This is a genomic window from Pseudomonas sp. Con_6, from assembly GCF_059379395.1.
Genome location: NZ_CM182011.1, coordinates 1,700,761 through 1,725,083 on the forward strand (window position 1 = coordinate 1,700,761; position 24,323 = coordinate 1,725,083).

At 64.4% G+C, this 24,323-nt stretch carries 23 protein-coding genes; 11 read left to right on the plus strand and 12 right to left on the minus strand.

Annotation, left to right across the window (positions count from 1 at the left end; translation table 11 throughout):
• Positions 1-57: 57 nt before the first annotated feature.
• Positions 58-2,961, minus strand: a complete 2,904-nt coding sequence (locus tag AC5QPF_RS07785; RefSeq protein ID WP_494962683.1) for a ribonucleoside-diphosphate reductase subunit alpha — start codon at positions 2,959-2,961, stop codon at positions 58-60.
• Positions 2,962-3,729: 768 nt separating this feature from the next.
• Between AC5QPF_RS07785 and AC5QPF_RS07790 the strand changes: the two genes are divergently transcribed.
• Together AC5QPF_RS07790 and AC5QPF_RS07795 are read left to right on the plus strand one after the other, a co-directional pair.
• Positions 3,730-4,455, plus strand: coding sequence for a response regulator (locus tag AC5QPF_RS07790; protein ID WP_494962684.1), 726 nt, complete (start codon positions 3,730-3,732; stop codon positions 4,453-4,455).
• Positions 4,452-6,062, plus strand: coding sequence for an ATP-binding protein (locus AC5QPF_RS07795; protein WP_494962685.1), 1,611 nt, complete (start codon positions 4,452-4,454; stop codon positions 6,060-6,062). The genes AC5QPF_RS07790 and AC5QPF_RS07795 overlap by 4 nt, the downstream gene beginning before the upstream one ends.
• Positions 6,063-6,065: 3 nt before the next feature.
• Here the strand turns inward: AC5QPF_RS07795 and AC5QPF_RS07800 are convergent, their stop codons facing one another.
• Positions 6,066-6,767 carry a 4'-phosphopantetheinyl transferase superfamily protein gene (locus tag AC5QPF_RS07800; protein ID WP_494962686.1) on the minus strand — a complete coding sequence of 234 codons (702 nt, stop codon included), beginning with the start codon at positions 6,765-6,767 and terminating at the stop codon, positions 6,066-6,068.
• 114 nt (positions 6,768-6,881) lie between these two features.
• On the minus strand, positions 6,882-7,670 hold the full coding sequence (locus AC5QPF_RS07805; RefSeq protein ID WP_494962687.1) for a dienelactone hydrolase family protein: 789 nt from the start codon (positions 7,668-7,670) through the stop codon (positions 6,882-6,884).
• 132 nt (positions 7,671-7,802) lie between these two features.
• Here AC5QPF_RS07805 and AC5QPF_RS07810 point away from each other — a divergent pair, with 132 nt between their 5' ends.
• From AC5QPF_RS07810 to AC5QPF_RS07825, 4 genes are all read left to right on the plus strand, one after another.
• Entirely contained in the window at positions 7,803-8,405 is a 603-nt protein-coding gene (locus AC5QPF_RS07810) for a hypothetical protein (protein ID WP_494962688.1), read from the plus strand.
• Positions 8,406-8,485: 80 nt separating this feature from the next.
• Positions 8,486-9,163 carry a response regulator gene (locus AC5QPF_RS07815; protein ID WP_494962689.1) on the plus strand — a complete coding sequence of 226 codons (678 nt, stop codon included), beginning with the start codon at positions 8,486-8,488 and terminating at the stop codon, positions 9,161-9,163.
• Positions 9,160-10,506 carry an ATP-binding protein gene (locus AC5QPF_RS07820; protein ID WP_494962690.1) on the plus strand — a complete coding sequence of 449 codons (1,347 nt, stop codon included), beginning with the start codon at positions 9,160-9,162 and terminating at the stop codon, positions 10,504-10,506. The genes AC5QPF_RS07815 and AC5QPF_RS07820 overlap by 4 nt, the downstream gene beginning before the upstream one ends.
• A gap of 369 nt (positions 10,507-10,875) precedes the next feature.
• A complete protein-coding gene (locus AC5QPF_RS07825) occupies positions 10,876-12,204 on the plus strand; it encodes a C4-dicarboxylate transporter DctA (RefSeq protein WP_494962691.1) in 1,329 nt (442 codons plus the stop codon).
• Positions 12,205-12,295: 91 nt separating this feature from the next.
• On the opposite strand, the gene AC5QPF_RS07830 is transcribed toward AC5QPF_RS07825, so the two are convergent.
• Entirely contained in the window at positions 12,296-12,790 is a 495-nt protein-coding gene (locus tag AC5QPF_RS07830) for a SprT family zinc-dependent metalloprotease (RefSeq protein WP_494962692.1), read from the minus strand.
• A gap of 132 nt (positions 12,791-12,922) precedes the next feature.
• The gene (locus tag AC5QPF_RS07835; protein WP_330075251.1) at positions 12,923-13,522 is read right to left on the minus strand and encodes a Yip1 family protein; all 600 of its coding nucleotides are present in this window, start codon (positions 13,520-13,522) and stop codon (positions 12,923-12,925) included.
• A gap of 270 nt (positions 13,523-13,792) precedes the next feature.
• Between AC5QPF_RS07835 and ttcA the strand changes: the two genes are divergently transcribed.
• Positions 13,793-14,617: a tRNA 2-thiocytidine(32) synthetase TtcA gene (gene ttcA / locus AC5QPF_RS07840; protein ID WP_494962693.1), complete on the plus strand. Its 825-nt coding sequence runs from the start codon at positions 13,793-13,795 to the stop codon at positions 14,615-14,617.
• Between the two features lie 3 nt (positions 14,618-14,620).
• Positions 14,621-15,292, plus strand: coding sequence for a DNA-3-methyladenine glycosylase I (locus tag AC5QPF_RS07845; RefSeq protein ID WP_494962694.1), 672 nt, complete (start codon positions 14,621-14,623; stop codon positions 15,290-15,292).
• A 51-nt stretch (positions 15,293-15,343) separates the two neighbouring features.
• Here the strand turns inward: AC5QPF_RS07845 and AC5QPF_RS07850 are convergent, their stop codons facing one another.
• Genes AC5QPF_RS07850 through arsC form a run of 3 tightly spaced genes read right to left on the minus strand, consistent with a single transcriptional unit; the run spans position 15,344 to position 16,708 of the window.
• Complete coding sequence (locus tag AC5QPF_RS07850; protein WP_494962695.1) at positions 15,344-15,760, minus strand: DUF2069 domain-containing protein; 417 nt, start codon at positions 15,758-15,760, stop codon at positions 15,344-15,346.
• Complete coding sequence (wrbA, locus tag AC5QPF_RS07855; RefSeq protein WP_494962696.1) at positions 15,753-16,358, minus strand: NAD(P)H:quinone oxidoreductase; 606 nt, start codon at positions 16,356-16,358, stop codon at positions 15,753-15,755. Before wrbA ends, AC5QPF_RS07850 begins: the two co-directional genes overlap by 8 nt.
• Positions 16,355-16,708, minus strand: coding sequence for an arsenate reductase (glutaredoxin) (arsC, locus tag AC5QPF_RS07860; RefSeq protein ID WP_494962697.1), 354 nt, complete (start codon positions 16,706-16,708; stop codon positions 16,355-16,357). Before arsC ends, wrbA begins: the two co-directional genes overlap by 4 nt.
• An 86-nt stretch (positions 16,709-16,794) precedes the next feature.
• Here arsC and AC5QPF_RS07865 point away from each other — a divergent pair, with 86 nt between their 5' ends.
• A complete protein-coding gene (locus AC5QPF_RS07865) occupies positions 16,795-17,259 on the plus strand; it encodes a redoxin domain-containing protein (protein WP_494962698.1) in 465 nt (154 codons plus the stop codon).
• A 57-nt stretch (positions 17,260-17,316) separates the two neighbouring features.
• Here AC5QPF_RS07865 and AC5QPF_RS07870 read toward each other — a convergent pair whose 3' ends face one another.
• The 4 genes from AC5QPF_RS07870 to AC5QPF_RS07885 form a co-directional block, all read right to left on the minus strand.
• Entirely contained in the window at positions 17,317-17,658 is a 342-nt protein-coding gene (locus tag AC5QPF_RS07870; protein ID WP_494964137.1) for an META domain-containing protein, read from the minus strand.
• A gap of 59 nt (positions 17,659-17,717) precedes the next feature.
• Complete coding sequence (locus AC5QPF_RS07875; RefSeq protein WP_494962699.1) at positions 17,718-18,155, minus strand: hypothetical protein; 438 nt, start codon at positions 18,153-18,155, stop codon at positions 17,718-17,720.
• 30 nt (positions 18,156-18,185) lie between these two features.
• The gene (locus AC5QPF_RS07880) at positions 18,186-19,175 is read right to left on the minus strand and encodes an NAD(P)-dependent oxidoreductase (protein WP_494962700.1); all 990 of its coding nucleotides are present in this window, start codon (positions 19,173-19,175) and stop codon (positions 18,186-18,188) included.
• A gap of 67 nt (positions 19,176-19,242) precedes the next feature.
• The gene (locus tag AC5QPF_RS07885; protein WP_494962701.1) at positions 19,243-21,996 is read right to left on the minus strand and encodes a response regulator; all 2,754 of its coding nucleotides are present in this window, start codon (positions 21,994-21,996) and stop codon (positions 19,243-19,245) included.
• Positions 21,997-22,168: 172 nt separating this feature from the next.
• Here AC5QPF_RS07885 and AC5QPF_RS07890 point away from each other — a divergent pair, with 172 nt between their 5' ends.
• On the plus strand, positions 22,169-22,882 hold the full coding sequence (locus AC5QPF_RS07890) for a response regulator (RefSeq protein ID WP_494962702.1): 714 nt from the start codon (positions 22,169-22,171) through the stop codon (positions 22,880-22,882).
• Positions 22,883-22,928: 46 nt separating this feature from the next.
• A complete protein-coding gene (locus tag AC5QPF_RS07895; RefSeq protein WP_494964138.1) occupies positions 22,929-24,248 on the plus strand; it encodes a histidine kinase sensor domain-containing protein in 1,320 nt (439 codons plus the stop codon).
• Positions 24,249-24,323: the final 75 nt, after the last annotated feature.

Genomic DNA, 24,323 nt, shown 5'->3' on the forward strand with positions numbered 1-24,323 from the left:
GCCCCGGTCTTTTTGTCGGTAAAGCAATGAGGCCCCCGCGGGGACCTCACACTGGCCTTACTGGCAGGCTTCGCAGTCCGGCTCGTCGATCGCGCAGGCCTTCGGCACTGGCGCTGGAGCGGGGGCCGCGGCCGGCTCGGCCTTGGCCTGGACCGGTGTGCTGCTGTCGCCACCACTGGACACGGCGTTGAGCTTGCCGGTGGTGATGGTCGACTTCTCGGTGCTGGTCGCGGCCAGGGCACGGAGGTAGTAGGTGGTCTTCAGACCGCGGTACCAGGCCATGCGGTAGGTCACGTCGAGCTTCTTGCCCGAAGCGCCGGCGATGTACAGGTTCAGCGACTGCGCCTGGTCGATCCACTTCTGGCGACGGCTGGCGGCGTCGACGATCCACTTGGTTTCCACTTCGAAGGCAGTGGCGTACAGGTCTTTCAGCTCTTGCGGGATACGCTCGATCTGCTGCACGGAACCGTCGTAGTACTTCAGGTCGTTGATCATGACCGAGTCCCACAGGCCGCGGGCCTTCAGGTCGCGGACCAGATACGGGTTGATCACGGTGAATTCGCCGGACAGGTTCGATTTCACGTACAGGTTCTGGTAGGTCGGCTCGATGGACTGCGACACGCCGGTGATGTTGGCGATGGTCGCGGTCGGCGCGATGGCCATGATGTTCGAGTTACGGATACCTTTCTGTACGCGCTCGCGCACCGGTGCCCAGTCCAGGGTCTCGTCCAGGTTGACGTCGATGTACTTGGCGCCACGGGCTTCGATCAGGATCTGTTGCGAATCCAGCGGCAGGATGCCCTTGGACCACAGCGAGCCCTGGAAGGTCTCGTAGGCGCCGCGCTCGTCGGCCAGGTCACAGGAAGCCTGGATGGCGAAGTAGCTGACCGCCTCCATGGAACGGTCGGCGAACTCGACGGCAGCGTCGGAACCGTAGGCGATGTGCTGCAGGTACAGCGCGTCCTGGAAGCCCATGATGCCCAGGCCGACCGGACGGTGCTTCATGTTCGAGTTGCGCGCCTGCGGCACGGAGTAGTAGTTGATGTCGATCACGTTATCCAGCATGCGCACGGCGGTGTGCACGGTGCGTTGCAGCTTGGCGTGGTCGAGCTTGCCGTCGACGATGTGGTTCGGCAGGTTGATCGAGCCCAGGTTGCAGACCGCGATCTCGTCCTTGTTGGTGTTCAGGGTGATCTCGGTGCACAGGTTCGAGCTGTGGACCACGCCCACGTGCTGCTGCGGGCTGCGCAGGTTGCACGGGTCCTTGAAGGTCAGCCATGGGTGGCCGGTCTCGAACAGCATCGAGAGCATCTTGCGCCACAGGTCCTTGGCCTGGATGGTCTTGAACACCTTGATCTTGTTGTACTCGGTCAGGGCTTCGTAGTACTCGTAGCGCTCTTCGAAGGCCTTGCCGGTCAGGTCGTGCAGGTCCGGCACTTCCGATGGCGAGAACAGGGTCCACTTGCCGTCTTCGAAGACGCGCTTCATGAACAGGTCCGGGATCCAGTTGGCGGTGTTCATGTCGTGGGTACGACGACGGTCGTCACCGGTGTTCTTGCGCAGCTCGATGAACTCTTCGATATCGAGGTGCCAGGTTTCCAGGTAGGCGCAGACCGCGCCCTTGCGCTTGCCGCCCTGGTTGACCGCGACGGCGGTGTCGTTGACCACTTTCAGGAACGGCACGACGCCTTGCGACTTGCCGTTGGTGCCCTTGATGTAGGAGCCCAGGGCACGCACCGGAGTCCAGTCGTTGCCCAGGCCACCGGCGAATTTCGACAGCATGGCGTTGTCGTGGATCGCGTGGTAGATGCCCGACAGGTCGTCCGGAACGGTGGTCAGGTAGCAGCTCGACAGCTGTGGGCGCAGGGTACCGGCGTTGAACAGGGTCGGGGTCGAGGCCATGTAGTCGAAGGACGACAGCAGGTTGTAGAACTCGATCGCACGGGCTTCACGGTCTTTCTCGCCCAGGGCCAGGCCCATGGCGACGCGCATGAAGAACACCTGCGGCAGTTCGAAGCGCACGCCATCCTTGTGGATGAAGTAGCGGTCGTACAGGGTCTGCAGGCCCAGGTAGGTGAATTGCTGGTCGCGCTCGTGGTCGATGGCAGCGCCCATGCGCTCCAGGTCGAAGCCGGCCAGGGCCGGGTCGAGCAGTTCGAATTCCACGCCCTTGGCGATGTAGGCCGGCAGTGCCTTGGCGTACAGGTCGGCCATCTCGTGGTGGGTGGCGGCATCGGCGACGCCGAGGAAGCCCAGGGCTTCGGCGCGCAGGGTGTCCATCAGCAGGCGGGCGGTGACGAAGGAGTAGTTCGGCTCGCGCTCGACCAGGGTACGGGCGGTCATCACCAGTGCGGTGTTGACGTCCTTGATGGCCACGCCGTCGTACAGGTTCTTCAGGGTTTCACGCTGGATCAGCGCACCGTCGACTTCGGCCAGGTTCTCGCAGGCTTCGGCGACAATGGTGTTCAGGCGGTTCATGTCCAGCGGCGCCAGGCTGCCGTCGGCCAGGGTGATGCGGATGCTCGGATGCGGTTGCACCACGGCGTCAGCGTTGCCACGGGTGGCGCGTTCCTTGGCACGCTGGTCGCGGTAGATCACGTAGTCGCGGGCGACTTTCTGCTCACCGGCACGCATCAGTGCCAGTTCGACCTGGTCCTGGATCTCTTCGATATGGATGGTGCCGCCGGATGGCATGCGGCGCTTGAAGGTGGCGGTGACCTGTTCGGTCAGACGCGCGACGGTGTCGTGGATGCGCGACGAGGCGGCAGCGGTGCCGCCTTCAACTGCGAGGAACGCTTTGGTGATGGCCACGGTGATCTTGTCGTCGGTGTAAGGAACGACAGTGCCGTTACGCTTGATCACGCGCAGTTGGCCAGGGGCGGTAGCTGCCAGATCCTGGTTCGAATCGGCGGCCTGCGGCGCCTTGGCCTGCGGGTTCTCGCGAGTTGTGTCGGTGTGCATGGGTGTCTCCACGTTCTCTATGTTTGTTCAGGCGCCGGGTGGGCGCCCACCGTTCCATCCAAATGTCCGACAGGCACCTGGCACGCGTGGCTCGAAAGCGCTCGCGCCGCGACAGGGCGTGTACCCGACTTCGGGACGGATCAGGAAAAAGGGGCATTCGCATGCCGCTCCCTGGCCGAAGTCAAAAGTCCTGGGTCGACGACCCAAAATCTGTTGCTGTCGGATGCGCGGCACTGGCCTGCTGCATCCATACCCGGAACAAGGCCCTCACAGGGCTTGCAACGGTCGCCTCCGCAGGAGCGGTTTGGCTGCTGAAATCACTTAAAGTTCACGCAAAAAAAACAGCCGCATAAGGGCTTGAGTTTGTTGCCTGACCTGTGCTTGGGTTTTTGATGAAAACCCAACATGTAGTGTTTTGTTGTGATTGAGATACAAGATAATGCGGTATCCACGCTATTGCAAGGCGGCCGCCTGTGGATAACTTGTGTGTAGTTTGTGTGTGAATCGGGACAAAACGCTGTAGGCCCCGTCCTGCCGCGATGGTGCCGCCTGTCATCCTTTTTTCATGTAGGAAAAGGCAACGGAGAGATTTTTGGGGGCGCGAACCCTATCACAAAAAACGCCGTCCACCGAGGCCGCTGGCAGGCAATTTGCCTTGCCCGATCAAGCGGTTGGCAGTCCCCGGGGCGCCACGTAGTATCCGGGGCCGATGTTGCCTTTTGGTGATGGCGGCATCGGGCCTAATAACAACAAGCAGGAGAGGGCACCGTGGAGCAGCAGCGTTGTCAGGTATTGATCGTCGAGGATGACCAGCGGCTCGCCGAGCTGACCCGTGAGTACCTCCAGGCCAACGGCTTCACCGTCGAGGTGGAGGGTGACGGGGCCGCCGCCGCGGCGCGGATCATCAACGAGCAGCCGGATCTGGTGATCCTCGACCTGATGCTGCCCGGCGAGGATGGCCTGAGCATCTGCCGCAAGGTGCGCCAGCGCTACACCGGGCCGATCCTCATGCTCACCGCGCGCAGCGACGACCTCGACCAGGTTCAGGGGCTCGACCTTGGCGCCGACGACTATGTATGCAAGCCGGTACGCCCGCGGGTGCTGCTGGCGCGAATCAACGCCTTGTTGCGCCGCAGCGAGACAGCGGCGGCGCCGGAAGAAGTACGCAGCGTGCAGTTCGGTCCGCTGCGGGTCGACAACACCCTGCGCGAGGCGTGGCTCGACGAGGTCGGCATCGAACTGACCGGCGCTGAGTTCGACCTGCTCTGGCTGCTGATCAGCAATGCCGGGCGCATTCTCTCCCGGGAAGAGATATTCACCTCCCTGCGCGGCGTCGGCTACGACGGCCAGGACCGCTCCATCGACGTGCGCATCTCGCGCATCCGCCCGAAGATCGGTGACGACCCGATTCACCCGCGCATGATCAAGACCATCCGCAGCAAGGGCTACCTGTTCGTCCGCGAAGCCGCTGAAGCCCTGGGCCGCAAGGCATGAATTCGATCTTCCTGCGCATCTACGGCGGCATGTGCGCCGTGCTGGTGCTGGTGGCGGTGCTCGGCGTGCTCAGCCTGCACCTGCTCAACGAGGTGCGCGCCGGCCAGTATCGCGAGCGCCTGGCCCACGGCACCTTCACCCTGATGGCCGACAACCTGGCGCGGATGAACAGCGTCGAACGCACCCGTGCCCTGGCCCTGTGGGAGCGCCTGCTGGGTATTCCGCTGAACGTGCAGAGCAGCGCCGAGGCCCACCTCGACGGCAGCCAGCGCACCCGCCTGCAACGCGGCCAGGTGCTGGTGGAACATCTCGGTCCGCACCGGGCCTGGGTGGTCAGTCAGCTCAAGGGCCGCGACCTGGTGCTGACCGGCGAAGTCCAGCAGATCAGCGAGCAACTGGCCCGTGCCACCATCTACCTGCTGGTAGACGAACTGGTGCGCTTCCCGGTGGCCGAGCAGGCCCGGCGCCTGGCGGAGCTTAAGGAGAGCAAGGGCTTTGGCTTCGACCTGCGCCTGCTGGCGCAGAACGATGCCGATATGGATGATGACCAGCGTCGCCGGGTGGAGGAGGGTGACACGGTAATGGCCCTGGGCAAGGACGGCGACTCGATCCGGGTCTTCGCCGGGATCGCCGGGACGCCCTGGGTCCTGGAAATCGGTCCGCTGTACCAGATGAACCCCTATCCGCCGCAACTGCTGGTGCTGATTGCCGCCCTTGGCCTGAGCCTCATCGGCCTGGTGGTGTACCTGCTGGTGCGGCAACTGGAGCGGCGCCTGTCCACCCTCGAAGCTGCCGCGACACAGATCGCCCAAGGCAGCCTGGATACTCGTGCGGCCGTCGCGGGTGCCGATTCGGTGGGGCGCCTGGCGGAAGCCTTCAACGGCATGGCCGAGCACCTGCAGCGCTCGTTGACCATTCAGCGTGAACTGGTCCGCGCGGTATCCCACGAACTACGCACGCCAGTGGCGCGCCTGCGCTTCGGCCTGGAGATGATTGCCAGCGCCGGCACCGAGCAGGCCCGGGAAAAGTACCTGGCCGGAATGGACAACGATATCCAGGACCTCGACAAGCTGGTCGACGAGATGCTCATGTACGCCCGTCTCGAACAGGGCGCGCCGGCCCTGCATTTCCAGCGGGTCGACCTGGATGCCTTGCTCGATCAGGTGATCGCCGAGCTGGCGCCGTTGCGTCGTGATGTGCAGGTGGTGCGTGGGGTGTCGCAGGTGGGCGGCGAGGGTGCCTGGGTCGAAGCCGAGCCGCGCTACCTGCACCGCGCTCTGCAGAATCTGGTGAGCAACGCCATGCGCCATGCCGAATCGCAGGTGTGCCTGAGCTACCAGTTGGGGCTGCAGCGTTGCCGCATCGATGTCGAGGATGATGGTCCGGGCGTGCCGGAAAGTGCCTGGGATCGCATCTTCACGCCGTTCACACGCCTCGACGACAGCCGCACCCGCTCATCGGGCGGGCATGGCCTGGGCCTGTCCATCGTCCGCCGCATCATCTACTGGCACAACGGTCGTGCGCTGATCGGCAAGAGCCAGCGCCTTGGCGGCGCCTGTTTTAGCCTGAGCTGGCCGCGGGAGCAGCCGGGGCCGAGCGGGGAGTAGGGATCAGACCGCGATCAGGCTCAGCACCTGGTCGCCCATCAGGCTGAACTGCCCTTCCAGCTCGCGGCCGTGGTGCCATTCCGGCGACAGATCGGCCAGCAGACGCAGGCGCGCGGAACCTTCGTCGGACCATTCCAGCACTTGCGCATGCTCGAAATAGAAGCGCTTGCGCACCAGCGGGTAGAGCGCCTTGAACAGGCTTTCCTTGAGGGAGAAGGTCAGGGTGACGGCGAGCGCCTGGCGTGCCGGGTCTAGGCTTTTCAGCTCATCGGGCGTGAGGATTTCCCCGGCCAGGCGCGCCGCGCGGTCGTCATCCAGGAGGTTTTCCTGATCCAGGCCCAGGCCCGCGCAGTCGGTCTTGTGCGCCACCACGGCGGCGGCCCAGCCCTTGCCGTGAGTGATGGAACCGGTGATGTCGGCTGGCCAGATCGGTGCGCGATCGTCGCCGGTGGCGGGTACGTAGTGGCGACCGTCCAGGCGTTGCAGGGCTGCGCGGGCGCAACTGCGGCCGGCCAGATATTCGGCCTGGCGTTTGGCTACCGAGCGTTGCAAGGCAGGCGTCTGCTCGATGGCGGCGCGCTGGAAGTCATCGCTGGCCAGTTGGGCCGGGTCGAAGGCGCAACTGACCAGCACGGCGCCGGGGATCGGGCGGGGCAGGGGCCAGTGGTGCTGGAGGGGGGAGCAGCAGGTGGGGAGTCGGTTCATGGCGGGTATTCTAGGGCCGACGCTGCAAGCCGCAAGCTTCAAGCTGCAAGAGAAAGCGGCGGTGATGCCAGTTGCTCTTTCTTGCCACTTGTTGCTTGAGGCTTGCCGCTGTGATCAAAAGATCTTCTTGAAGAACGCCTGCAGATCCGCCCAGGAGCTTTCATCTGCCGCCTTGTTGTAGCCAATGTCCGGCCCACCATGTTCACCATGGCTCAGGCGATCCGCATCCGGGTTGGTGAACCCGTGCTTGGCTCCCTGGATACTGACAAACTCATAGCTGGCCCCGGCGGCATCCATTTCCTGCTTGAAGTCCTGCACCTGCTGTGGCGTCACCATGCTGTCGGCCGCGCCATGCTCCACCAGGATCTTTGTTTTCACGCTGCCCGGTGTGGCCGGGGTACTGGTCACCAGCGCGCCATGGAAGCTGGCGACCCCGGCCAGCGGCTCACCGCGCCGCGCGGCATCCAGCACCACCTTGCCGCCGAAGCAGTAGCCGATCGCGGCGATGCGTTCCTTGTCGGTCTGCGGTTGCAACTTGAGCAACCCGACCCCGGCATCGAAGCGCTTTGCCGCCGCTTCCGGATCTTTCAGCGTGGCCTGCATGAACGCCATGGCATCCGCCGGGTGCTCGGTGTTCTTGCCGTCGCCATACATGTCGATGGCCAGGGCGCTGTAGCCCAGGGCGGCAAGGTCGCGGGCGCGGCGCTTGGCGTAGTCGTTCAGCCCCCACCATTCATGCACCACCACGACGCCGGGCACCGGGCCCTTTACCGCGTCGTCGTAGGCGTAATAGCCGACCAGACGCTTGCCGTCGGCGTCCTGGTAGGGAATTTCGCGGGTCTGCACCGCGGCCTGGGCCAGTCCGGCGGCGCCAAGCAGGGCGGCGGCTAGTAGAAATCGCATGATCGGTACTCCTGTCGACGAAACATTCGATGCATTCAGCCTGGGTTCAGGCGGGGTTCAGCGGCGGTTCAGGGCCGGCTTCTTAATCTAGCGCCATCAACCCAACCGCGCATCCTTGTGGAGAACATCAGTATGAAAAGCCTCAATACCTTGCTCGCCGCCATGACCTTCCTCGGCGCCAGCATGGCCGCTCAGGCCGCGGACGATACTTTCGCCGGCATCACCTACGGCCAGACCAGCGACAAGGTTCGCAAGTCCGGCCTGCTCGAGCAGAACGTCGGCAACCTCAACACCGACGGCATCGTCGGCAAGGACGATACCTGGGGCGTGCGCCTCGGCCGGATCAACGACAACAGTCGCTACTACGCCACTTACGACAATGTCTCCGGCACCCACAATGGCCTGAAACTGCGTCAGGAAAATCTGCTCGGCAGCTACGACCTGTTCTACCCGCTGGGCAACAGCACCAAGCTCTTCGGCGGCGCCAGCGCCGGTCTGACCAAGCTGACACAGGACTCTCCGGGCGCCAGCCGCGACAGCGACATTGGCTATGCGATCGGTTTCCAGGGTGGCCTGCTCCAGCAAGTCACCGACAACGCCTCGGTCGAGCTGGGCTACCGTTATCTGCGCAGCAACGCCAGTACCGAATTGTCCGAGCACGGCGGCGACAAGCTGGGCGCGCTGCGCCTGAGCAGCAGCGCCCAGACCTACCTGTCGGCCAACTACAGCTTCTGATCCGGCGTGACCTGAACCGGCCCCTGGAACGGGCCGGTTCGCTGTTATTCTGCTTACCTGCATCACATAAGGAGCGTTCGATGAAATTGCTGGTGGTCGAGGATGAAGCGCTGCTGCGCCACCACCTCCAGAGTCGCCTGAGCGAAGGCGGCCACGTGGTCGAAGCCGTGGGCGACGCCGAGGAGGCGTTGTACCAGGCCGAACAGTTCAATCACGACCTGGCGATCATCGACCTGGGCCTGCCCGGCATGAGCGGCCTGGACCTGATCGGCCGCCTGCGCGCCCTCGACAAGACCTTCCCGGTCCTGATCCTCACCGCCCGCGGCAACTGGCAGGACAAGGTCGAGGGGCTGGCCGCCGGGGCAGACGACTATCTGGTCAAGCCGTTCCAGTTCGAGGAGCTGGAAGCGCGCCTCAATGCGCTGCTGCGTCGTTCCAGTGGCTTCACCCAGGCCACCATCACCGCCGGACCGCTGCGCCTGGACCTCAACCGCAAGCAGGCGCTGCTCGACGAACAGCCGCTGGCGCTGACCGCCTACGAGTACCGCATCCTCGAGTACCTGATGCGCCATCACCAGCAGGTGGTGGCCAAGGAGCGCCTGATGGAGCAGTTGTACCCCAACGACGAGGAGCGCGACCCCAACGTCATCGAGGTGCTGGTCGGCCGCCTGCGGCGCAAGCTGGAGGGCGACTGCGGCTTCAAGCCGATCGACACCGTGCGCGGCCTCGGCTACCTGTTCACCGAGCGCTGCCGATGATCCGTTCGTTGCGGGTGCGCCTGATGCTCGCGGCTGCGGTGTTGGCGCTGCTGTTCATGCTGGCGTTGCTGCCAGCTTTGCAGAAGACCTTCAGCCTGGCGCTGCAGGAGTCCATCGAGCAGCGCCTGGCCTCGGACGTGACCACGCTGATTTCCGCAGCCCGCGTGGAAAACAACCGCCTGATGATGCCGGTGCTGCTGCCGGACGAACGCTTCAACCTCCCCGACAGCCGCCTGCTCGGCTACATCTACGACCGCGAGGGCCGGCTGGTCTGGCAATCGCGGGCCACTGCCAACGAGAACATCAACTACCAGCCACGCTACGACGGCCGTGGCAACGAGTTCGCGCGGATCCGCCAGGACAACGGTGAGGAGTTCTTCGTCTATGACGTCGAGGTCAAGCTGCTCGGCGGCAGGAGCGCTGCCTACAGTATCGTCGCCCTGCAACCGCTACGGGAGTACCAGGAAACCCTCAGCGGCCTGCGCGAGAAGCTCTATCTCGGCTTTGGCGCGGCCTTGCTGGTGCTGTTGCTGCTGCTCTGGGCCGGCCTGACCTGGGGCCTGCGCTCGTTGCGGCGGATGACCGTGGAACTGGACGAGATCGAATCCGGTGCCCGCGAAGACCTCAGCGGCGAACACCCGCGAGAACTGTTGCGCCTGACCCGCTCGCTCAACCGCCTGCTGCGCAGCGAGCGCGAGCAGCGCGGGCGCTACCGCGACTCCCTCGGCGACCTCGCCCATAGCTTGAAGACCCCGCTGGCGGTCTTGCAGGGCGTCAGTGAAGGCATGGCGCAGCGTCCGGCAGATCGCGAGCAGGCGTGGGTCCTGCAAAACCAGATCGAGCGGATGAGTCAGCAGATCGACTACCAGTTGCAGCGCGCCAGCCTGCGCAAGAGCGGTCTGGTACGCCATCAGGTGCAGTTGCGCCCGTTGCTGGAAAGCCTGTGCGGGACTCTGGCCAAGGTCTATCGCGACAAGCGGGTCGAGGTCAGCTTCGACATGGCCGCCGAGGCCCGTGTGCCGATGGAGCGGGGCGCCCTGATGGAACTGCTCGGCAACCTGCTGGAGAACGCATGGCGTCTGTGCCTGGGCCGGGTGGGCATCAGCCTGCACCACGTAGGTGGTGTCCTGGAACTGTGTATCGAGGACGATGGCCCCGGCGTGCCGGAGGACCAGCGCGAACGCATTCTCCAGCGCGGCGAACGCCTTGACCGCCAGTATCCGGGGCAGGGCATTGGCCTGGCGGTGGCCAAGGACATTATCGACAGCTATGACGCGAGCCTGACGCTCGGCGATTCGCCACTCGGCGGAGCGGCCTTCCGTATCCGTTTCCCTGTCGACTGACGGGACCGCTTTGCGGTCCTTTCGCGAGCAAGCTCGCTCCCACAAGGTTTCGGGCTGACCCGAGCACCGAGTCAGACTAATTCCTTCCTTTTTGTAGGCGGATATCCGCCAACCTGGTCTGGCGAAATCCCGCCCCGGGCGGAAATCCGCCAACCCCAAGCCCCGCGAATGCCACCGGATTGTGCAGGGAAACCCCGTAAACATGGGGCTTGCACCGCAAAAGCGCAAATTGGCACTGGCCTTGCTATGTCCTGAGCAGAGTTCTGCCACGCAGCTCGACACAACAAATCCCTCCAGTGCAGGAGGGTTCGCGATTCAGGTGCCACGCGTCCTGGGAAGGACCGGCCGGTACCCTTGAGGAACATAGCCATGACGACAACCCGTCAGCCACTGTACAAATCGCTGTATATCCAGGTGTTGGTAGCGATCACCATCGGTATCCTCCTCGGCCACTACTACCCTGAAGTCGGCGTCTCCCTGAAACCCCTGGGTGACGGCTTCGTCAAACTGATCAAGATGGTCATCGCCCCCATCATCTTCTGCACCGTGGTGAGCGGCATCGCCGGCATGCAGAGCATGAAGTCGGTCGGCAAGACCGGTGGCTACGCGCTGCTGTACTTCGAGATCGTCTCCACCATCGCCCTGATCATCGGCCTGGTTGTCGTCAACGTGGTCAAGCCGGGCGCCGGCATGCACATCGACGTCTCCACCCTGAACGCCAGCAGTGTGGCCGCCTACGCCGCCGCCGGCGCACAGCAGACCACCGTCGGCTTCCTGCTCAACATCATCCCGGCCACCGTGGTCGGTGCCTTCGCCAACGGCGATATCCTGCAGGTGCTGATGTTCTCGGTGATCTTCGGCTTCGCCCTGCATCGCCTGGGTTCCTACGGCAAGCCGCTGCTGGAAATGATCGACCGCTTCGCCCATGTCATGTTCAACATCATCAACATGATCATGAAGCTGGCCCCGGTCGGTGCCTTCGGTGCCATGGCCTTCACCATCGGCCAGTACGGCGTCGGTTCGCTGGTGCAACTGGGCTACCTGATGGCCTGCTTCTACATCACCTGCGTGCTGTTCATCCTGGTCATCCTCGGCGGTATCGCCCGCGCCCACGGCTTCAGCGTTCTGAAGCTGATCCGCTACATCCGTGAAGAGCTGATGATCGTGCTAGGTACTTCCTCCTCGGAATCCGCCCTGCCGCGCATGCTGACCAAGATGGAGCGCCTGGGTGCGAAGAAATCCGTGGTTGGCCTGGTGATCCCGACTGGTTACTCGTTCAACCTCGACGGTACCTCGATCTACCTGACCATGGCTGCGGTGTTCATCGCCCAGGCCACCGACACCACCATGGACATCACCCACCAGATCACCCTGTTGCTGGTGCTGCTGGTTGCCTCCAAGGGTGCTGCGGGCGTCACCGGTTCGGGCTTCATCGTTCTGGCCGCGACCCTGTCCGCCGTTGGCCACCTGCCGGTTGCGGGTCTGGCGCTGATCCTCGGTATCGACCGCTTCATGTCCGAAGCCCGTGCCCTGACCAACCTGATCGGCAACGCCGTGGCCACCGTCGTGGTTGCCAAGTGGGTCAAGGAACTGGACGAAGACAAGCTGCACAAGGAGCTGGATTCCGGCGGCTCGCCGCTGGCTGACACCCGTCCGGTCGACGACCTGGGCGTGGCGGAAGGTCCAGCCGTTCGCTAAGCCTTCGCGCTGATGCAAAAAAGCCCATCTTCGGATGGGCTTTTTCATGTCTGCCGGAATGAGCGGCGCAAACCATGTGGGGACGGGACCTCTATTCCTCCCGCACTTCCCCGGTAAACACCAGGGGCTGCCGGCACCGCCGACACAGATACCGCCGCCCCTTGCGCACCAGCCCATGGCGCTGCGCTGAAAACGGGAAATCACTCCCCGCACAGGGACAACGATAGATATAGCGGGTCATCGTCCGCCGATGCACCTCGTAGTTGTGGCAACGGTTCGGCGGCAGCTCGTACACCCCGCGCATGATCAGTTGCCATTCCTCGCCATGGGGCTGGATACGGTCACCGAACAACTGGTGGGCAATCATGTGCGCGACTTCGTGGGCCACGGTCTGGCGCAGGAAATCCTCGGCGTTCTCGCGGTACAGCTGCAGGTTGAAACGCAGCAGGTTCTCGTGCAAATGGGCGACGCCAGCCTTCTGTCCGCGCAGCTTGAAGCTGACGACAGGGCGGGTGAACGGGCGTTTGAAAAAGGTTTCGGCTTGTGTGTAGCAGTCTTCGACGCGGGATTTGAGCAGCTCTGGCATGCGGGACGGTACTCCTCAGAGCGGCCGATTATGCCGCATCCCTCTTGGTGCTGCCGAGACCACTGGTCCGCAAACGGAATCGGGCCGCCTTGCGGCGGCCCGAGGTGTTGCCCCTATGTCGGCATTGTCTTTCTAGTTGGTGTAGACGGGCCCCACGCCCAGTCCCCAGGTGATCACGGTGAAGGCCATGATGGCGACCAGCACCACCAGTCCCACCGCCAGTACCGAACTGGAGAACAGGAAGCCCTCGTCGGACGGAATGTTCATGAAGGTCGGCAAACCGACGTAGAGCAGGTACACCGTGTAGCAGATGGCCGCCGTGCCGACGATCATCCCCAGCCACAGGTGTGGGTACAGTGCCGCGAGACCGCCCACGAACAGCGGGGTGGCGGTGTAGGTGGCGAAGGCGATGCATTGCGCCAGACTCGGGTTGGCGTCGTAGGTACGTGCCATCCAGTGGATGAAGGCGCCCATGACGGCGACGCCGGCGAGCATTGCGAGGTAGGACATGATGGTCATCCACAGGGCGCTCTCCATGGTCAGCATGACCGGAGCGCGCTCGCCGATGACCCAGCCGACCTGGGTGGTGCCGATGAACGCCGAGACTGCGGGAATCGCTGCAAGAATCAGGGTATGGGTGAGGTACATGTGGCTGATGGATTCTTCCTCGCCACGGATTTCCCGCCATTCCTGGTCGGGGTGGGTGAACAGCCCTACAACGTGATGGATCATGCCAATCACTCCTACGTCGTTTCCAATCGCCCCCCGTTGGAGCGCTTGCTAGCCCACAAGGCACGGGCCGGACAGGACAGGCCGCTATGGGTGCGGTCTTATGTCGCAGTATAGGAAGGCGTTCGCCGCACAAAACCGCTTTTTTAGAGCAAATTGCGCTCTAAGCGGGTCGCTTGATTTCCTTGCAGTCTTTATCGGATGGGTCTGTGTCGCGCAGCGGTTTGTGCGTAAAATACGCGCCTTTTGTCACACCTCGCGGATTCAAGCGCCATGGGCACCCTTTCGGTCAACCAGAACAAACTGCAAAAACGCCTGCGCCGCCTCGCCGGCGAAGCCATCACCGACTACAACATGATCGAGGATGGCGACAAGGTCATGGTCTGCCTGTCCGGCGGCAAGGACAGCTACACCATGCTCGACGTTCTGCTGCACCTGCAGAAGGTGGCGCCGATCAAGTTCGAGATCGTCGCGGTGAACATGGACCAGAAGCAGCCCGGCTTCCCCGAGGAAGTGCTGCCGGCCTACCTGGCGACCCTGGGCATCGAGTACCACATCGTCGAGAAGGACACCTACTCGGTGGTCAAGGAACTGGTCCCGGAAGGCAAGACCACCTGCTCGCTGTGCTCGCGCCTGCGCCGTGGCACCCTGTACACCTTCGCCGACGAGATCGGCGCGACCAAGATGGCCCTCGGTCACCACCGCGACGACATCGTCGAGACCTTCTTCCTCAACATGTTCTTCAACGGCACCATGAAGGCCATGCCGCCGAAGCTGCGCGCCGACGATGGCCGCAACGTGGTGATCCGTCCGCTGGCCTACTGCTCCGAGAAGGACATCCAGGCCTACTCCGACATGAAGGAGTTCCCGATCATCCCGTGCAACCTCTGCGGCTCTCAGGAGAACCTGCAGCGTCAGGTGGTCAAGGAGATGCTGGTCGAGTGGGAGCGCAAGTCGCCGGGCCGTACCGACAGCATCTTCCGCAGCCTGCAGAACGTGGTCCCGTCGCAACTGGCCGACCGCAACCTGTTCGACTTCACCAGCCTGCGTATCGACGAGAGCGCCGCCCCGCGTTTCCTCGACGTGCTGAATATCTGACCCATGCGCGACTACCAGTGGCTGCATGAGTACTGCCTGAACCGCTTCGGCTCCGTGGCGGCGCTGGAGGCCTACCTGCCCCAGCCGAAGACCCCGGCGCAGCTGCGCGCCATCGGTGACGACCGCTACCTCTCGACCCTGGCCCTGCGGGTGTTCCGTGCCGGGCTCAAGCACAGCCTGGTGGACGCCAAATGGCCGGCGTTCGAGGAGGTGTTCTTCGGTTTCGATCCGCAGAAGGTGGTGCTGATGGGGGCCGAGCACCTGGAGCGGCTGATGCAGGACACCCGCCTTATCCGCCACCTGGGCAAGCTCAAGAGCGTGCCGCGCAATGCGCAGATGGTGCTGGATGTGGAGAAGGAGAAGGGCAGTTTCGCCGCGTTGATCGCGGACTGGCCGGTGACTGATATCACCGGGCTGTGGAAGTACCTGGCCAAGCACGGCAACCAGTTGGGCGGGTTGTCGGCGCCGAGGTTCCTGCGCATGGTGGGCAAGGATACCTTCATCCCCACTGACGACATGTCAGCGGCGTTGATCGCCCAGGATGTGATCGACAAGAAGCCCACCAGCCAGCGCGACCTGGCGGCGGTGCAGGAGGCATTCAACCAGTGGCATGCCGAGAGTGGCCGGCCGCTGTGCCAGTTGTCGGTGATGCTGGCGCATACCGTCAATCATTGAGGGTGTTCTTGAGGGCCTCATCGCTGGCTTGCCAGCGATGAGGCCCTCAAGTCAAACCGATCCTTCCCCTGCAATCCGCCGGTCGAACTGGAAGCGCCAGCGGATATACAGCAGCGCACTGACGAACAACGTCAGGCTGATCACCACCTCCAGCCAGCCGAACAACGCCCGGCTTGGGTCGAACGCGGCTTCCACCCCGGTGATGAAGTACAGGTTGAGCACGAAGCACATCCAGGCATGGGCACGGGCACTGCCGCCAATCATCCCCGGCGCCACCAGCGCCAGTGGCAGCAATTGCACACCCAGGATTACCCAACTGCGCGCGCCGTGCAGGTCGGTAAAGAACAGCGTGTTCGCCACCAGCAGCACCACCAGGCTGGCGAAGGCCGCCAGGCTTAGAGCGCGGGTCAGGCGCACCCGAGGTTCCAGCCATTGCAGCGGCGGAAGAATCTTCGGCTTCTTAGCCACGCCCGTTCTCCAGCCGCTTCGCGGTGTTCGCCAGGCGCTGGCCCAGAGCGCGGCAGAGGGCGATTTCGTCGGCGTCGAGGTCGCGCTTGCCATCAGCCCCGGCATGGTGGCTGGCGCCATACGGCGTACCGCCGCCCTTGGTCTCGATCAGCGCCGACTCGCTGTAGGGCAGGCCCATGATCAGCATGCCGTGGTGCATCAGCGGCAGCAGCATCGACAATAGGGTCGACTCCTGGCCACCGTGCAGACTGGCAGTGGAGGTGAACGCCGCCGCCGGCTTGCCCACCAGGCCGCCGCTCAGCCACAGGCTGCTGGTGCCGTCGATGAAGTATTTGAGCGGCGCGGCCATGTTGCCGAAGCGGGTCGGGCTGCCCAGGGCCAGACCGGCGCAGTTGCGCAGGTCGTCGAGGGTGGCGTACAAGGCGCCGGTCTCGGGGATCGACGGCGCCACCGCTTCGCATTCGGTGGAGATCGCCGGCACGGTGCGCAGGCGTGCCTCCAGGCCGGCCAGTTCGACGCCGCGGGCGATCTGCCGGGCCATCTCGCTGGTGGAACCGTGGCGGCTGTAATAGAGGATCAGGATGTACGGTTGGCTCACGGCAGGATCTCCAGCACCTTCTCCGGCGGACGACCGATCACCGCTTTGTCACCGACCACCAGGATCGGCCGCTCGATCAGTTTGGGGTGAGCGGCCATGGCGGCGATCAGTTGCTCGTCGCTCAGTGCGGTGTTGGCCAGGTCCAGCTCCTTGTATTCGTCCTCGCCAATGCGCAGCAACTGGCGTGCGCCGATGCCCAGCTTGCCCAGCAAGGCCTTGAGGGTGGCTGCATCCGGCGGGGTTTCCAGGTAGCGCACCACGTCGGGATTGAAGCCGCGTTCTTCGAGCAGTTCCAGCGCACCGCGGGATTTCGAGCAGCGCGGGTTGTGGTAGAGCGTCAGGTCGGTCATGTCAGGGTCGCATCCAGCTGTAAGTGGCGGGTATTCTAACCGCAGCGAATTGGCATTTTGCCTGAATCTTGAAGAAGGATTGACCCATGACAAGGCGTTTGGCAGCAGCCCTGGCCATCAGCATGAGCCTGGTGCTCGGCGGTTGCGGTGCGGACTACGGCCTCGACCAGAACGGCAACGCGGTGAAAGCCGAGCAACTCGACGGGCGCTGGGTGGTGCTCAACTATTGGGCCGAGTGGTGCGGTCCGTGCCGGGTGGAGATTCCCGAGCTGAACAACTTCTCCAAGGAGTTCCAGGCCCAGGGCGTGACCGTGGTGGGGGTGAACTTCGATGGCTTGCAGGGTGAGGAACTGAAGAAATCCACCGAGACCATGGGCATCGGTTTCACCGTGCTGGCCCAGGACCCGGCCGAACATTACGACCTGCCGCGTGCCGAAGGCCTGCCGGTGACCTACATCATCGACGACAAGGGCAAGGTGCGCGAGCAGTTGATGGGCGAGCAGACGGCGGCGGGGCTGGCGGAGAAGATCAAGGCACTGAAAGGCGCTTGAGCCGTTACGCGGACCCTGTGGGGTGAACCCACAGGGTTTTGTGTGGCGTTTGAGAAGTCAGCCTTCTTCGGGCCAGAACCGCAGCGGCTTGCCCTCGGCCGGCCAGAACCTGAACTGCTCGATCGGCGACACATCCCAGCGCTCCACCGTTGCCAGGGCCTTGAAGAAGCGCTGTTCCTGTTCCATCAGCGCCGGCGCGCACATTTTGCGAGTGCTACCGATAGCACCGAAGCTGAGCTTGTCGCCCTGCAGGCTGTACTGGGCGAACCAGTGGTTGCAGCCACCATTGCCATAGGCCCGGCCATCCTCGGCCAGGGTCAGGGTCAGGTGGCTGTAGTCCATCAGCGGACGTTCGCCGATCCACTCAAGCACATAGCCGCGCTCCTTCTGCAGCTTCATCGGCTCGGCCGCGCAGCCCGCCAGGGCCAAGAGCACCGCGCCGCTCACTACCCGCTTTTTCACTGCGCCTGCTCCCGGCATTTCGGGCACAGGTGTTTCTCACCCTTGGTCACCCAGCCCAGTTCGGCAATCCGCGCCACGGCGGCTGGTTGCTGGGCCTTCTTGCCCAGCTTGGCATCCACCGCGAACTCGAAGTCCAGCTCGGCAGCGCAGCCATTGCACTGCACTTGCCACTGGTGGATCGCCAGTTCGCCGAACACCGGGCCAGTGGCCACCGCGACCCATTGGCCGCGGGGATTGATCAGGTGGCGGACGCTGTCCACGGTGAGGCGCATGGACAGCTCCTTGCTGCCCTTGAGGGTGACCAGCAGGACGTCGGCTTTCTGGATCGAGCCGCCGTTGCCGGTGACCTGGTAGCGGCCCGGCACCAGTGCGCGGCATTCGATCAGGGTGTGTTGCGGGTTGAAGAGGGTGTAGCGGAAATCGTGTTCGACCATGGGGCCTCCAAATTTGCCGCGTATCCTACCTCATCCCTCCACCAGATTCTGCGGCTCGCCGACCATCCATCGGGCAATGTTGTCCAGGGTCGTGCCGGCGATGCCGGCTAGCGCCTCGCGAGTCAGGAAGGCCTGGTGGGCGGTGACGATGACGTTGGGGAAGGTCAGCAGCCGCGCCAGCACGTCGTCCTGCAGGGGCTGGTCGGAGCGGTCCTCGAAGAAGATCTGCGCTTCCTCCTCGTACACGTCCAGCCCCAGGTAGCCGAGCTGGCCGCTCTTGAGCGCCTCGATCAACGCCGGGGTGTCCACCAGCGCACCACGGCCAGTGTTGATCAGCATCGCCCCGGGTTGCAGGTCGTTGAGGCTCTGGATGTTGATCAGGTGCCGGGTCTGCGGGGTCAGCGGGCAGTGCAGGCTGATGATCCTGGACTGGCGCAGTAGTTCGTCCAGGGCGAGGTAGCGTGCGCCGAGGGCCAGCACCTCAGGATTGGGATACGGGTCATAGGCCAGTAACTGGCAGCCGAAGCCGGCCATGATGCGGGCGAAGGCCAGGCCGATCTGCCCGGTGCCGACCACGCCGACGGTCTTGCCGTGCAGGTCGAAGCCGGTCAGCCCGTGCAGGCTGAAATCCCCCTCGCGGGTGCGGTTGTAGGCGCGGTGCAGGCGCCGGTTGAGGGCGAGGATCAGCGCCACCGCATGTTCCGCCACGGCATGCGGCGAATAGGCCGGTACCCGCACCACGGTCAGGCCCAGGCGTTTTGCCGCCGCCAGGTCGACATGGTTGTAGCCCGCCGAGCGCAGGGCGATCAGGCGCGTGCCGGCGGCGGCCAGGCGCTCCAGCACCGGGGCCGAGAGGTCGTCGTTGATGAAGGCGCAGACCACTTCGTGGCCGGCGGCGAGGACGGCGGTGTCCTCGTTCAGGCGCGTGGCCAGGAAGTGCAACTCCAGACCGCCCACCGCAGGGGCGGCGCTGAAGCTGTCCTGGTCATAGGACTGGCTGCTGAAAAACAAGGCGCGCATGGTCGGGCTCCCGAACGATCGAAGCGCCAAGTGTAGCCACACCTGGCGCGTTCGGCCTTGCCCCAGGTCAGGCGCTCTGGCGCGCAGCGTGGGTCAGGCGGTCGATGGCCCGTTCCAGGTCATCCAGGGACTGCTGGGCTTGCGGGTCGTCTTGTTTCAGCAGGGTTTCGCTGCGCTGGCAGGCCGCCCGCAATTGCGGCACGCCGCAGTAGCGGGTGGCGCCGTTGAGGCGGTGCACGCGCTCGATGGTCGCGGCGCGGTCGCCGGTGTCGCGGGCCGCGCGGATCGCATGGCGATCGGACTCCAGCGAGGCCAGCAGCATCGCCAGCATGTCCGCAGCCAGGTCCGGCTTACCGGCGGCCAGGCGCAGGCCCTCTTCGGGATCGAGTACCTTCAGTTCGCTACCGCTATGAGGGCTGCTGGAACTGCGGTCGTCACGGGTGACAGTGACTGGCAGGCCGGTCCACTTCTGCACCACCTGAGCCAGTTGCCGGTCGCTGATCGGCTTGGTCAGGTAGTCGTCCATGCCGCTGTGCAGCAGGGCGCGCTTCTCGTTGGCCATGGCATGGGCAGTCAGGGCCACGATGGGCAGGGCCTGGCCGCCCTGGCCGGCTTCCCAGCGACGGATCTGCTCGGTGCATTCGCGACCGTCCATGCCCGGCATCTGCACGTCCATCAGCACCAGGTCGAAACTATCCTGCTGCACCGCCTTGAGCGCGGCCTTGCCGCTGTCCACTGCCAGTACCTCGGCGCCGAGGTCTTCCAACAGGGTCTGTACCAACAGCAGGTTGGCCGGGTTGTCATCGACGCACAGCACTTTCGGCAGACGCTGGCCCGGGGCCGGCTTGAATTCGGTCGGGCTGCGGGGTGGCTGGACCAGCTCCAGCAGCGCCCGGCGCAACTTGCGCGTGCACGCCGGTTTGGCATAGAGCTGACCGTGGGCGTTGGGCAGGTAGGGATGGTAGAGGGTCTGCTCGGTGGTCGGGCAGAGCACCAGCGCCAGGCAGGCGAACTGCTCCAGGCGCTGGATCAGCTGGCCGAGGCGGTCTGGCGGCAGGTCGTGCAGGTTGACCCCGAGTACCGCCAGCTCGAAGGGCTGCCCGGCCAGGTGCGCGGCTTCGACGGCGGTCAGCAGTTGTTCCGGCGAGCCGAAGGTGCTCACCGCCAGGCCGCAATCCTCCAGTTGGTGTTCCAGTGCCTGGCGCGCTAGTTCGTGGTTGTCGGTGATCGCCGTGCGCCGCCCATGCAGGGCCGGCAGCGGCTGGTCCTCGGTGGTGTCGCGGGCCTTGGGCAGGCTCAGGCTGATCCAGAACTGCGAACCTTCGCCCGGGGTGCTGTCGACGCCGATCTCGCCGCCCATCTGCTCGATCAGGCGCTTGGAAATCACCAGGCCCAGGCCAGTGCCGCCGGGCTGGCGCGACAGCGAGTTGTCGGCCTGGCTGAAGGCCTGGAACAGTGCCCGCACATCCTGCGCCGAGAGGCCGATCCCGGTGTCCTGGATGCAGATGCGCAACTGCACCGAGTCCTCGCGTTCGTCTTCGAGCATGGCGCGGGCGACGATGGTGCCTTCGCGGGTGAACTTGATCGCGTTGCTCACCAGGTTGGTGAGAATCTGCTTCAGCCGCAACGGATCGCCGATCAGCGACAACGGCGTGTCGCGGTACACCAGGCTGACCAGTTCGAGCTGCTTGGCGTGGGCCGCCGGGGCGAGGATGGTCAGGGTGTCCTGGATCAGGTCTCGCAGGTTGAACGGGATGCTCTCCAGCACCAGCTTGCCGGCCTCGATCTTGGAGAAGTCGAGGATCTCGTTGATGATCCCCAGCAGGCTGTCGGCGGATTTCTCGATTGTGCCGAGGTAGTCGTGCTGGCGCGGGGTCAACTCGCTTTTCTGCAGCAGGTGGGTGAAGCCGAGGATGCCGTTGAGCGGCGTGCGGATCTCGTGACTCATGTTGGCGAGGAACTCGGACTTGATCCGGCTCGCTTCGATGGCCTCCTTGCGCGCCATGTCCAGCTCGATGTTCTGGATCTCGATGGTTTCCAGGTTCTGCCGCACGTCCTCGGTGGCCTGGTCGATGCTGTGCTGCAGTTCTTCGTGGGCGCTGTGCAAGGTTTCGGCCATGCGGTTGATGCCGGCGGCCAGTTCGTCCAGCTCATAGCTGCCCATGGTCGGCAGGCGCTCTTCGAGGTTGCCGTCCTTGAGCTGGCTCACTGCGTGTTTGATTTGCCCGATCGGGCCGTTGATCGCCCGGCTCATGCGCAGGGCCAGCAAGGTAGTGGCCATCAGCCCGATCAGGATCAGCAGCAGGCTGGCGAACAGGCTGCGGTAGCCGCGCAGCAGGGTGCCGCTGTGGGAAATCTCGATTTCCACCCAGCCCAGCAAGCGTTCGGCCTCCTGCGGCACCGGATCGTCGGTGAGGTCGCGGTGATGACCGAATACCGGCAGCAGGTAGCGCGTGGCGTCGCTGCCGGAGCGTTGCAGCAACTGCGTGCCGCCACCGGCGGGCGGCATGTTGAGCATGCTCGGCCCGGCGTGGGCGAGGCTGGCGCGATCTGGGGCGAGGAAGGACACCGAGCGCACGTCGGCCTGTTCCAGCGTTTGCGCGGCGATCCGTTCCAGTTGCGCGCGGTCCTTGCGCGCCAGGGGCGAGCCGGCCAGTGGTGCCAGGCTTTCGGCGATCATCTGTCCACGTTGCAGCAACTGGCTTTGCAGCTCGTTCTGCTGTAGCCAGGTGAAATAGCCTCCAAGCACCAGGGCCATGGCTGCGGCGGGCACCACGGCGAGCAAGAGCACGCGGGTCCTGATTCCAAATCGATTCAGCACGCCCGGTCTCCTGTATCTGTGCGGCGCTGGGTGGGCAGCACGCTACCGCGACTGTCGCTGTATTGCACTCATTTGTCTCCGTTGCGTGGGGCGGACCTTGTACGCCTGTGCGGTTGCCTGGGGGAGGGTAATGCTCAATAATCGCGCAATTGAGAATTGCTAGCAGACGCCAATGAATCCCGCAGTGATCCGCAATCCCAACATCCTCGCCATCGAAGACGATCCGGTGCTCGGCGCTTACCTGTACGAGCAACTGGAGCGTAGTGGGTTTCTCGTGACCTGGTGCCGCAGCGGTCGCGAAGGCCTGGACCAGGCGCGCCAGCAGCACTTCGACGTGGTGCTGATGGACATCCTGCTGCCGGGCATGACCGGTCTCGATGCCCTGGTGCAATTGCGCGAGCGCAGCGGCACGCCGGTGATCATGATGTCGGCGCTGGGTGCGGAGGCGGACCGCATTACCGGCTTCGAACGCGGTGCCGACGACTACCTGCCCAAGCCGTTCAGCATGGCGGAACTGCGGGTGCGCATCGAGGCCATCCTGCGTCGGGTCGACCTGGAGCGACGTTATTCGCCGGCGAACAAGACGCCAAGCAGCGAGCTGCGCTTCGACGACGAGGCCAGCGATGTCTGTCATGGCGGCCAGTGGGCCGGCCTGACTCCCAGCGAGTACCGCTTGCTCGATACCCTGCAGCGCAGCAACGACGAGGTGCTGAGCAAGCCATTTCTCTACCAGCATGTGCTCCAGCGCGGTTACTCGCGCCATGACCGCAGCCTGGACATGCATATCAGCCAGATCCGCCGCAAGCTCAAGGCTATCGGTTACCACGAGCGTCAGGTCCGCACCGTGTGGGGCCAGGGCTATGTCCTGAGCGCCGGCGAGGATTAGTGAGTTGCCCAATCGTCACTCGCTGTTCTGGAAACTGGCGATCCTCATGGTGGGCTTCTGCCTGCTGCTGATCGGCCTGAGCCTGTCCTGGGGCCGGCACATGGAAGTGCGCAACGCCTACCTTGGGCAACAGGCGCGAGATCTGCTCAAGGGGTATGCCGCCGAGGCCGAGCACGCTCTGGAAAGCGGCGGCGGCGCGGGCATCGACCTGTGGCTGACCGGGATGCGCGATCGCGAAAGTGGCTTCATCAGCGTGATCGGGCCGGACCTGCAGCCCCTCGGCAGCCTGCCCCTGACCGACGCGCAACTGATACGCCTGACCAACCTGCGCAGCGTCGATCGTCCGATCAGTCGCCATTCCAGCACCGTGCCCTGGATGCGCGTGCCTTTTCCCAACGATTCCTCCCTCGGCAGCCTGGTGATCGAGCTGCCGCAACGACTGGTGCCCGACCGCTGGAACCTGATGTTCTGGCGCATGGTCACCAACGGCCTGATTCCCGGGCTGCTGACCCTGCTGTTCTGCGTCGGCCTGTACCGCATGCTGATCCGTCCACTGCACCAGTTGCGTGACCAGGCCAACGCCTGGCGTGCCGAGCGCCTCACCGCGCGGGTGGCCAGCAGTACCACCAGTCGCCAGGACGAATTCGGTGAACTGGGCCGCGCCTTCGACGACATGGCCGAGCGCCTGCAAGGCACCGTGGCGCTGCAGCAGCAACTGTTGCGCGACCTTTCCCATGAATTGCGTACGCCGCTGAGCCGCCTGCAGGTGGCCAGCGATAGTGAGCAAGACCTGAGCTGCTTGCGCGAACGTCTCAGCCGCGAAGTCGAATGCATGCAGCGCCTGGTGGAAGACGCGCTGCAATTGGCGTGGCTGGATGCCGAGCGGGCGCCGTTGCCCAGCGAGCCGATCCAGGTCGTGGCGCTATGGGAAATGCTCTGTGAGGACGCCTGTTTCGAAAGCGGCTGGCCCCGTGCGCAACTGCACTGCGAGCTGGGTGGCGACTGCTGGGTCCGCGGCAACCTCAACAGCCTGGCCCAGGCCCTGGAAAACATACTGCGCAACGCCATTCGCCATTCCCCTGCGGACGGCCAGATCCGCCTTGGCGGCCAGCGCCAGGGCGAGCACTGGCTGATCTGGCTGGAAGATGAAGGTGGCGGTGTGGACGAGGCTGAGTTGGAGCGGATCTTCGCCGCCTTCACCCGCCTCGACGGCTCGCGTCCCGGCGACGGCGGCTTCGGCCTGGGCCTGAGCATCGCCCGCAACGCCGTGCAACGGCAGGGCGGGCGCCTGTGGGCGCAGAACAGCGGACGTGGCCTGCGCCTGAATTTCCATCTGCGGGCGGCACAAGCGACGGTGCAGATATAGCGATCCGCTATAAGTCCCGCATATTGCGTGATATGGAGTGCGACGGTTTGCCGGTATGATAGGCGGCCCCGTGAG

Coding starts and splice junctions, on each gene's coding strand:
- AC5QPF_RS07820 (WP_494962690.1), top strand. CDS start 9,160: ATGATCCGTTCGTTGCGGGTGCGCCTGATGCTCGCGGCTGCGGTGTTG.
- AC5QPF_RS07875 (WP_494962699.1), bottom strand. CDS start 18,155: ATGGTCGAACACGATTTCCGCTACACCCTCTTCAACCCGCAACACACC.
- AC5QPF_RS07800 (WP_494962686.1), bottom strand. CDS start 6,767: ATGAACCGACTCCCCACCTGCTGCTCCCCCCTCCAGCACCACTGGCCC.
- AC5QPF_RS07830 (WP_494962692.1), bottom strand. CDS start 12,790: ATGCCAGAGCTGCTCAAATCCCGCGTCGAAGACTGCTACACACAAGCC.
- AC5QPF_RS07835 (WP_330075251.1), bottom strand. CDS start 13,522: ATGATCCATCACGTTGTAGGGCTGTTCACCCACCCCGACCAGGAATGG.
- AC5QPF_RS07845 (WP_494962694.1), top strand. CDS start 14,621: ATGCGCGACTACCAGTGGCTGCATGAGTACTGCCTGAACCGCTTCGGC.
- AC5QPF_RS07895 (WP_494964138.1), top strand. CDS start 22,929: ATGGTGGGCTTCTGCCTGCTGCTGATCGGCCTGAGCCTGTCCTGGGGC.
- AC5QPF_RS07795 (WP_494962685.1), top strand. CDS start 4,452: ATGAATTCGATCTTCCTGCGCATCTACGGCGGCATGTGCGCCGTGCTG.
- AC5QPF_RS07890 (WP_494962702.1), top strand. CDS start 22,169: ATGAATCCCGCAGTGATCCGCAATCCCAACATCCTCGCCATCGAAGAC.
- AC5QPF_RS07825 (WP_494962691.1), top strand. CDS start 10,876: ATGACGACAACCCGTCAGCCACTGTACAAATCGCTGTATATCCAGGTG.
- AC5QPF_RS07865 (WP_494962698.1), top strand. CDS start 16,795: ATGACAAGGCGTTTGGCAGCAGCCCTGGCCATCAGCATGAGCCTGGTG.
- AC5QPF_RS07785 (WP_494962683.1), bottom strand. CDS start 2,961: ATGCACACCGACACAACTCGCGAGAACCCGCAGGCCAAGGCGCCGCAG.
- arsC (WP_494962697.1), bottom strand. CDS start 16,708: ATGACCGACCTGACGCTCTACCACAACCCGCGCTGCTCGAAATCCCGC.
- AC5QPF_RS07880 (WP_494962700.1), bottom strand. CDS start 19,175: ATGCGCGCCTTGTTTTTCAGCAGCCAGTCCTATGACCAGGACAGCTTC.
- AC5QPF_RS07870 (WP_494964137.1), bottom strand. CDS start 17,658: ATGAAGCTGCAGAAGGAGCGCGGCTATGTGCTTGAGTGGATCGGCGAA.
- AC5QPF_RS07805 (WP_494962687.1), bottom strand. CDS start 7,670: ATGCGATTTCTACTAGCCGCCGCCCTGCTTGGCGCCGCCGGACTGGCC.
- ttcA (WP_494962693.1), top strand. CDS start 13,793: ATGGGCACCCTTTCGGTCAACCAGAACAAACTGCAAAAACGCCTGCGC.
- AC5QPF_RS07810 (WP_494962688.1), top strand. CDS start 7,803: ATGAAAAGCCTCAATACCTTGCTCGCCGCCATGACCTTCCTCGGCGCC.
- AC5QPF_RS07815 (WP_494962689.1), top strand. CDS start 8,486: ATGAAATTGCTGGTGGTCGAGGATGAAGCGCTGCTGCGCCACCACCTC.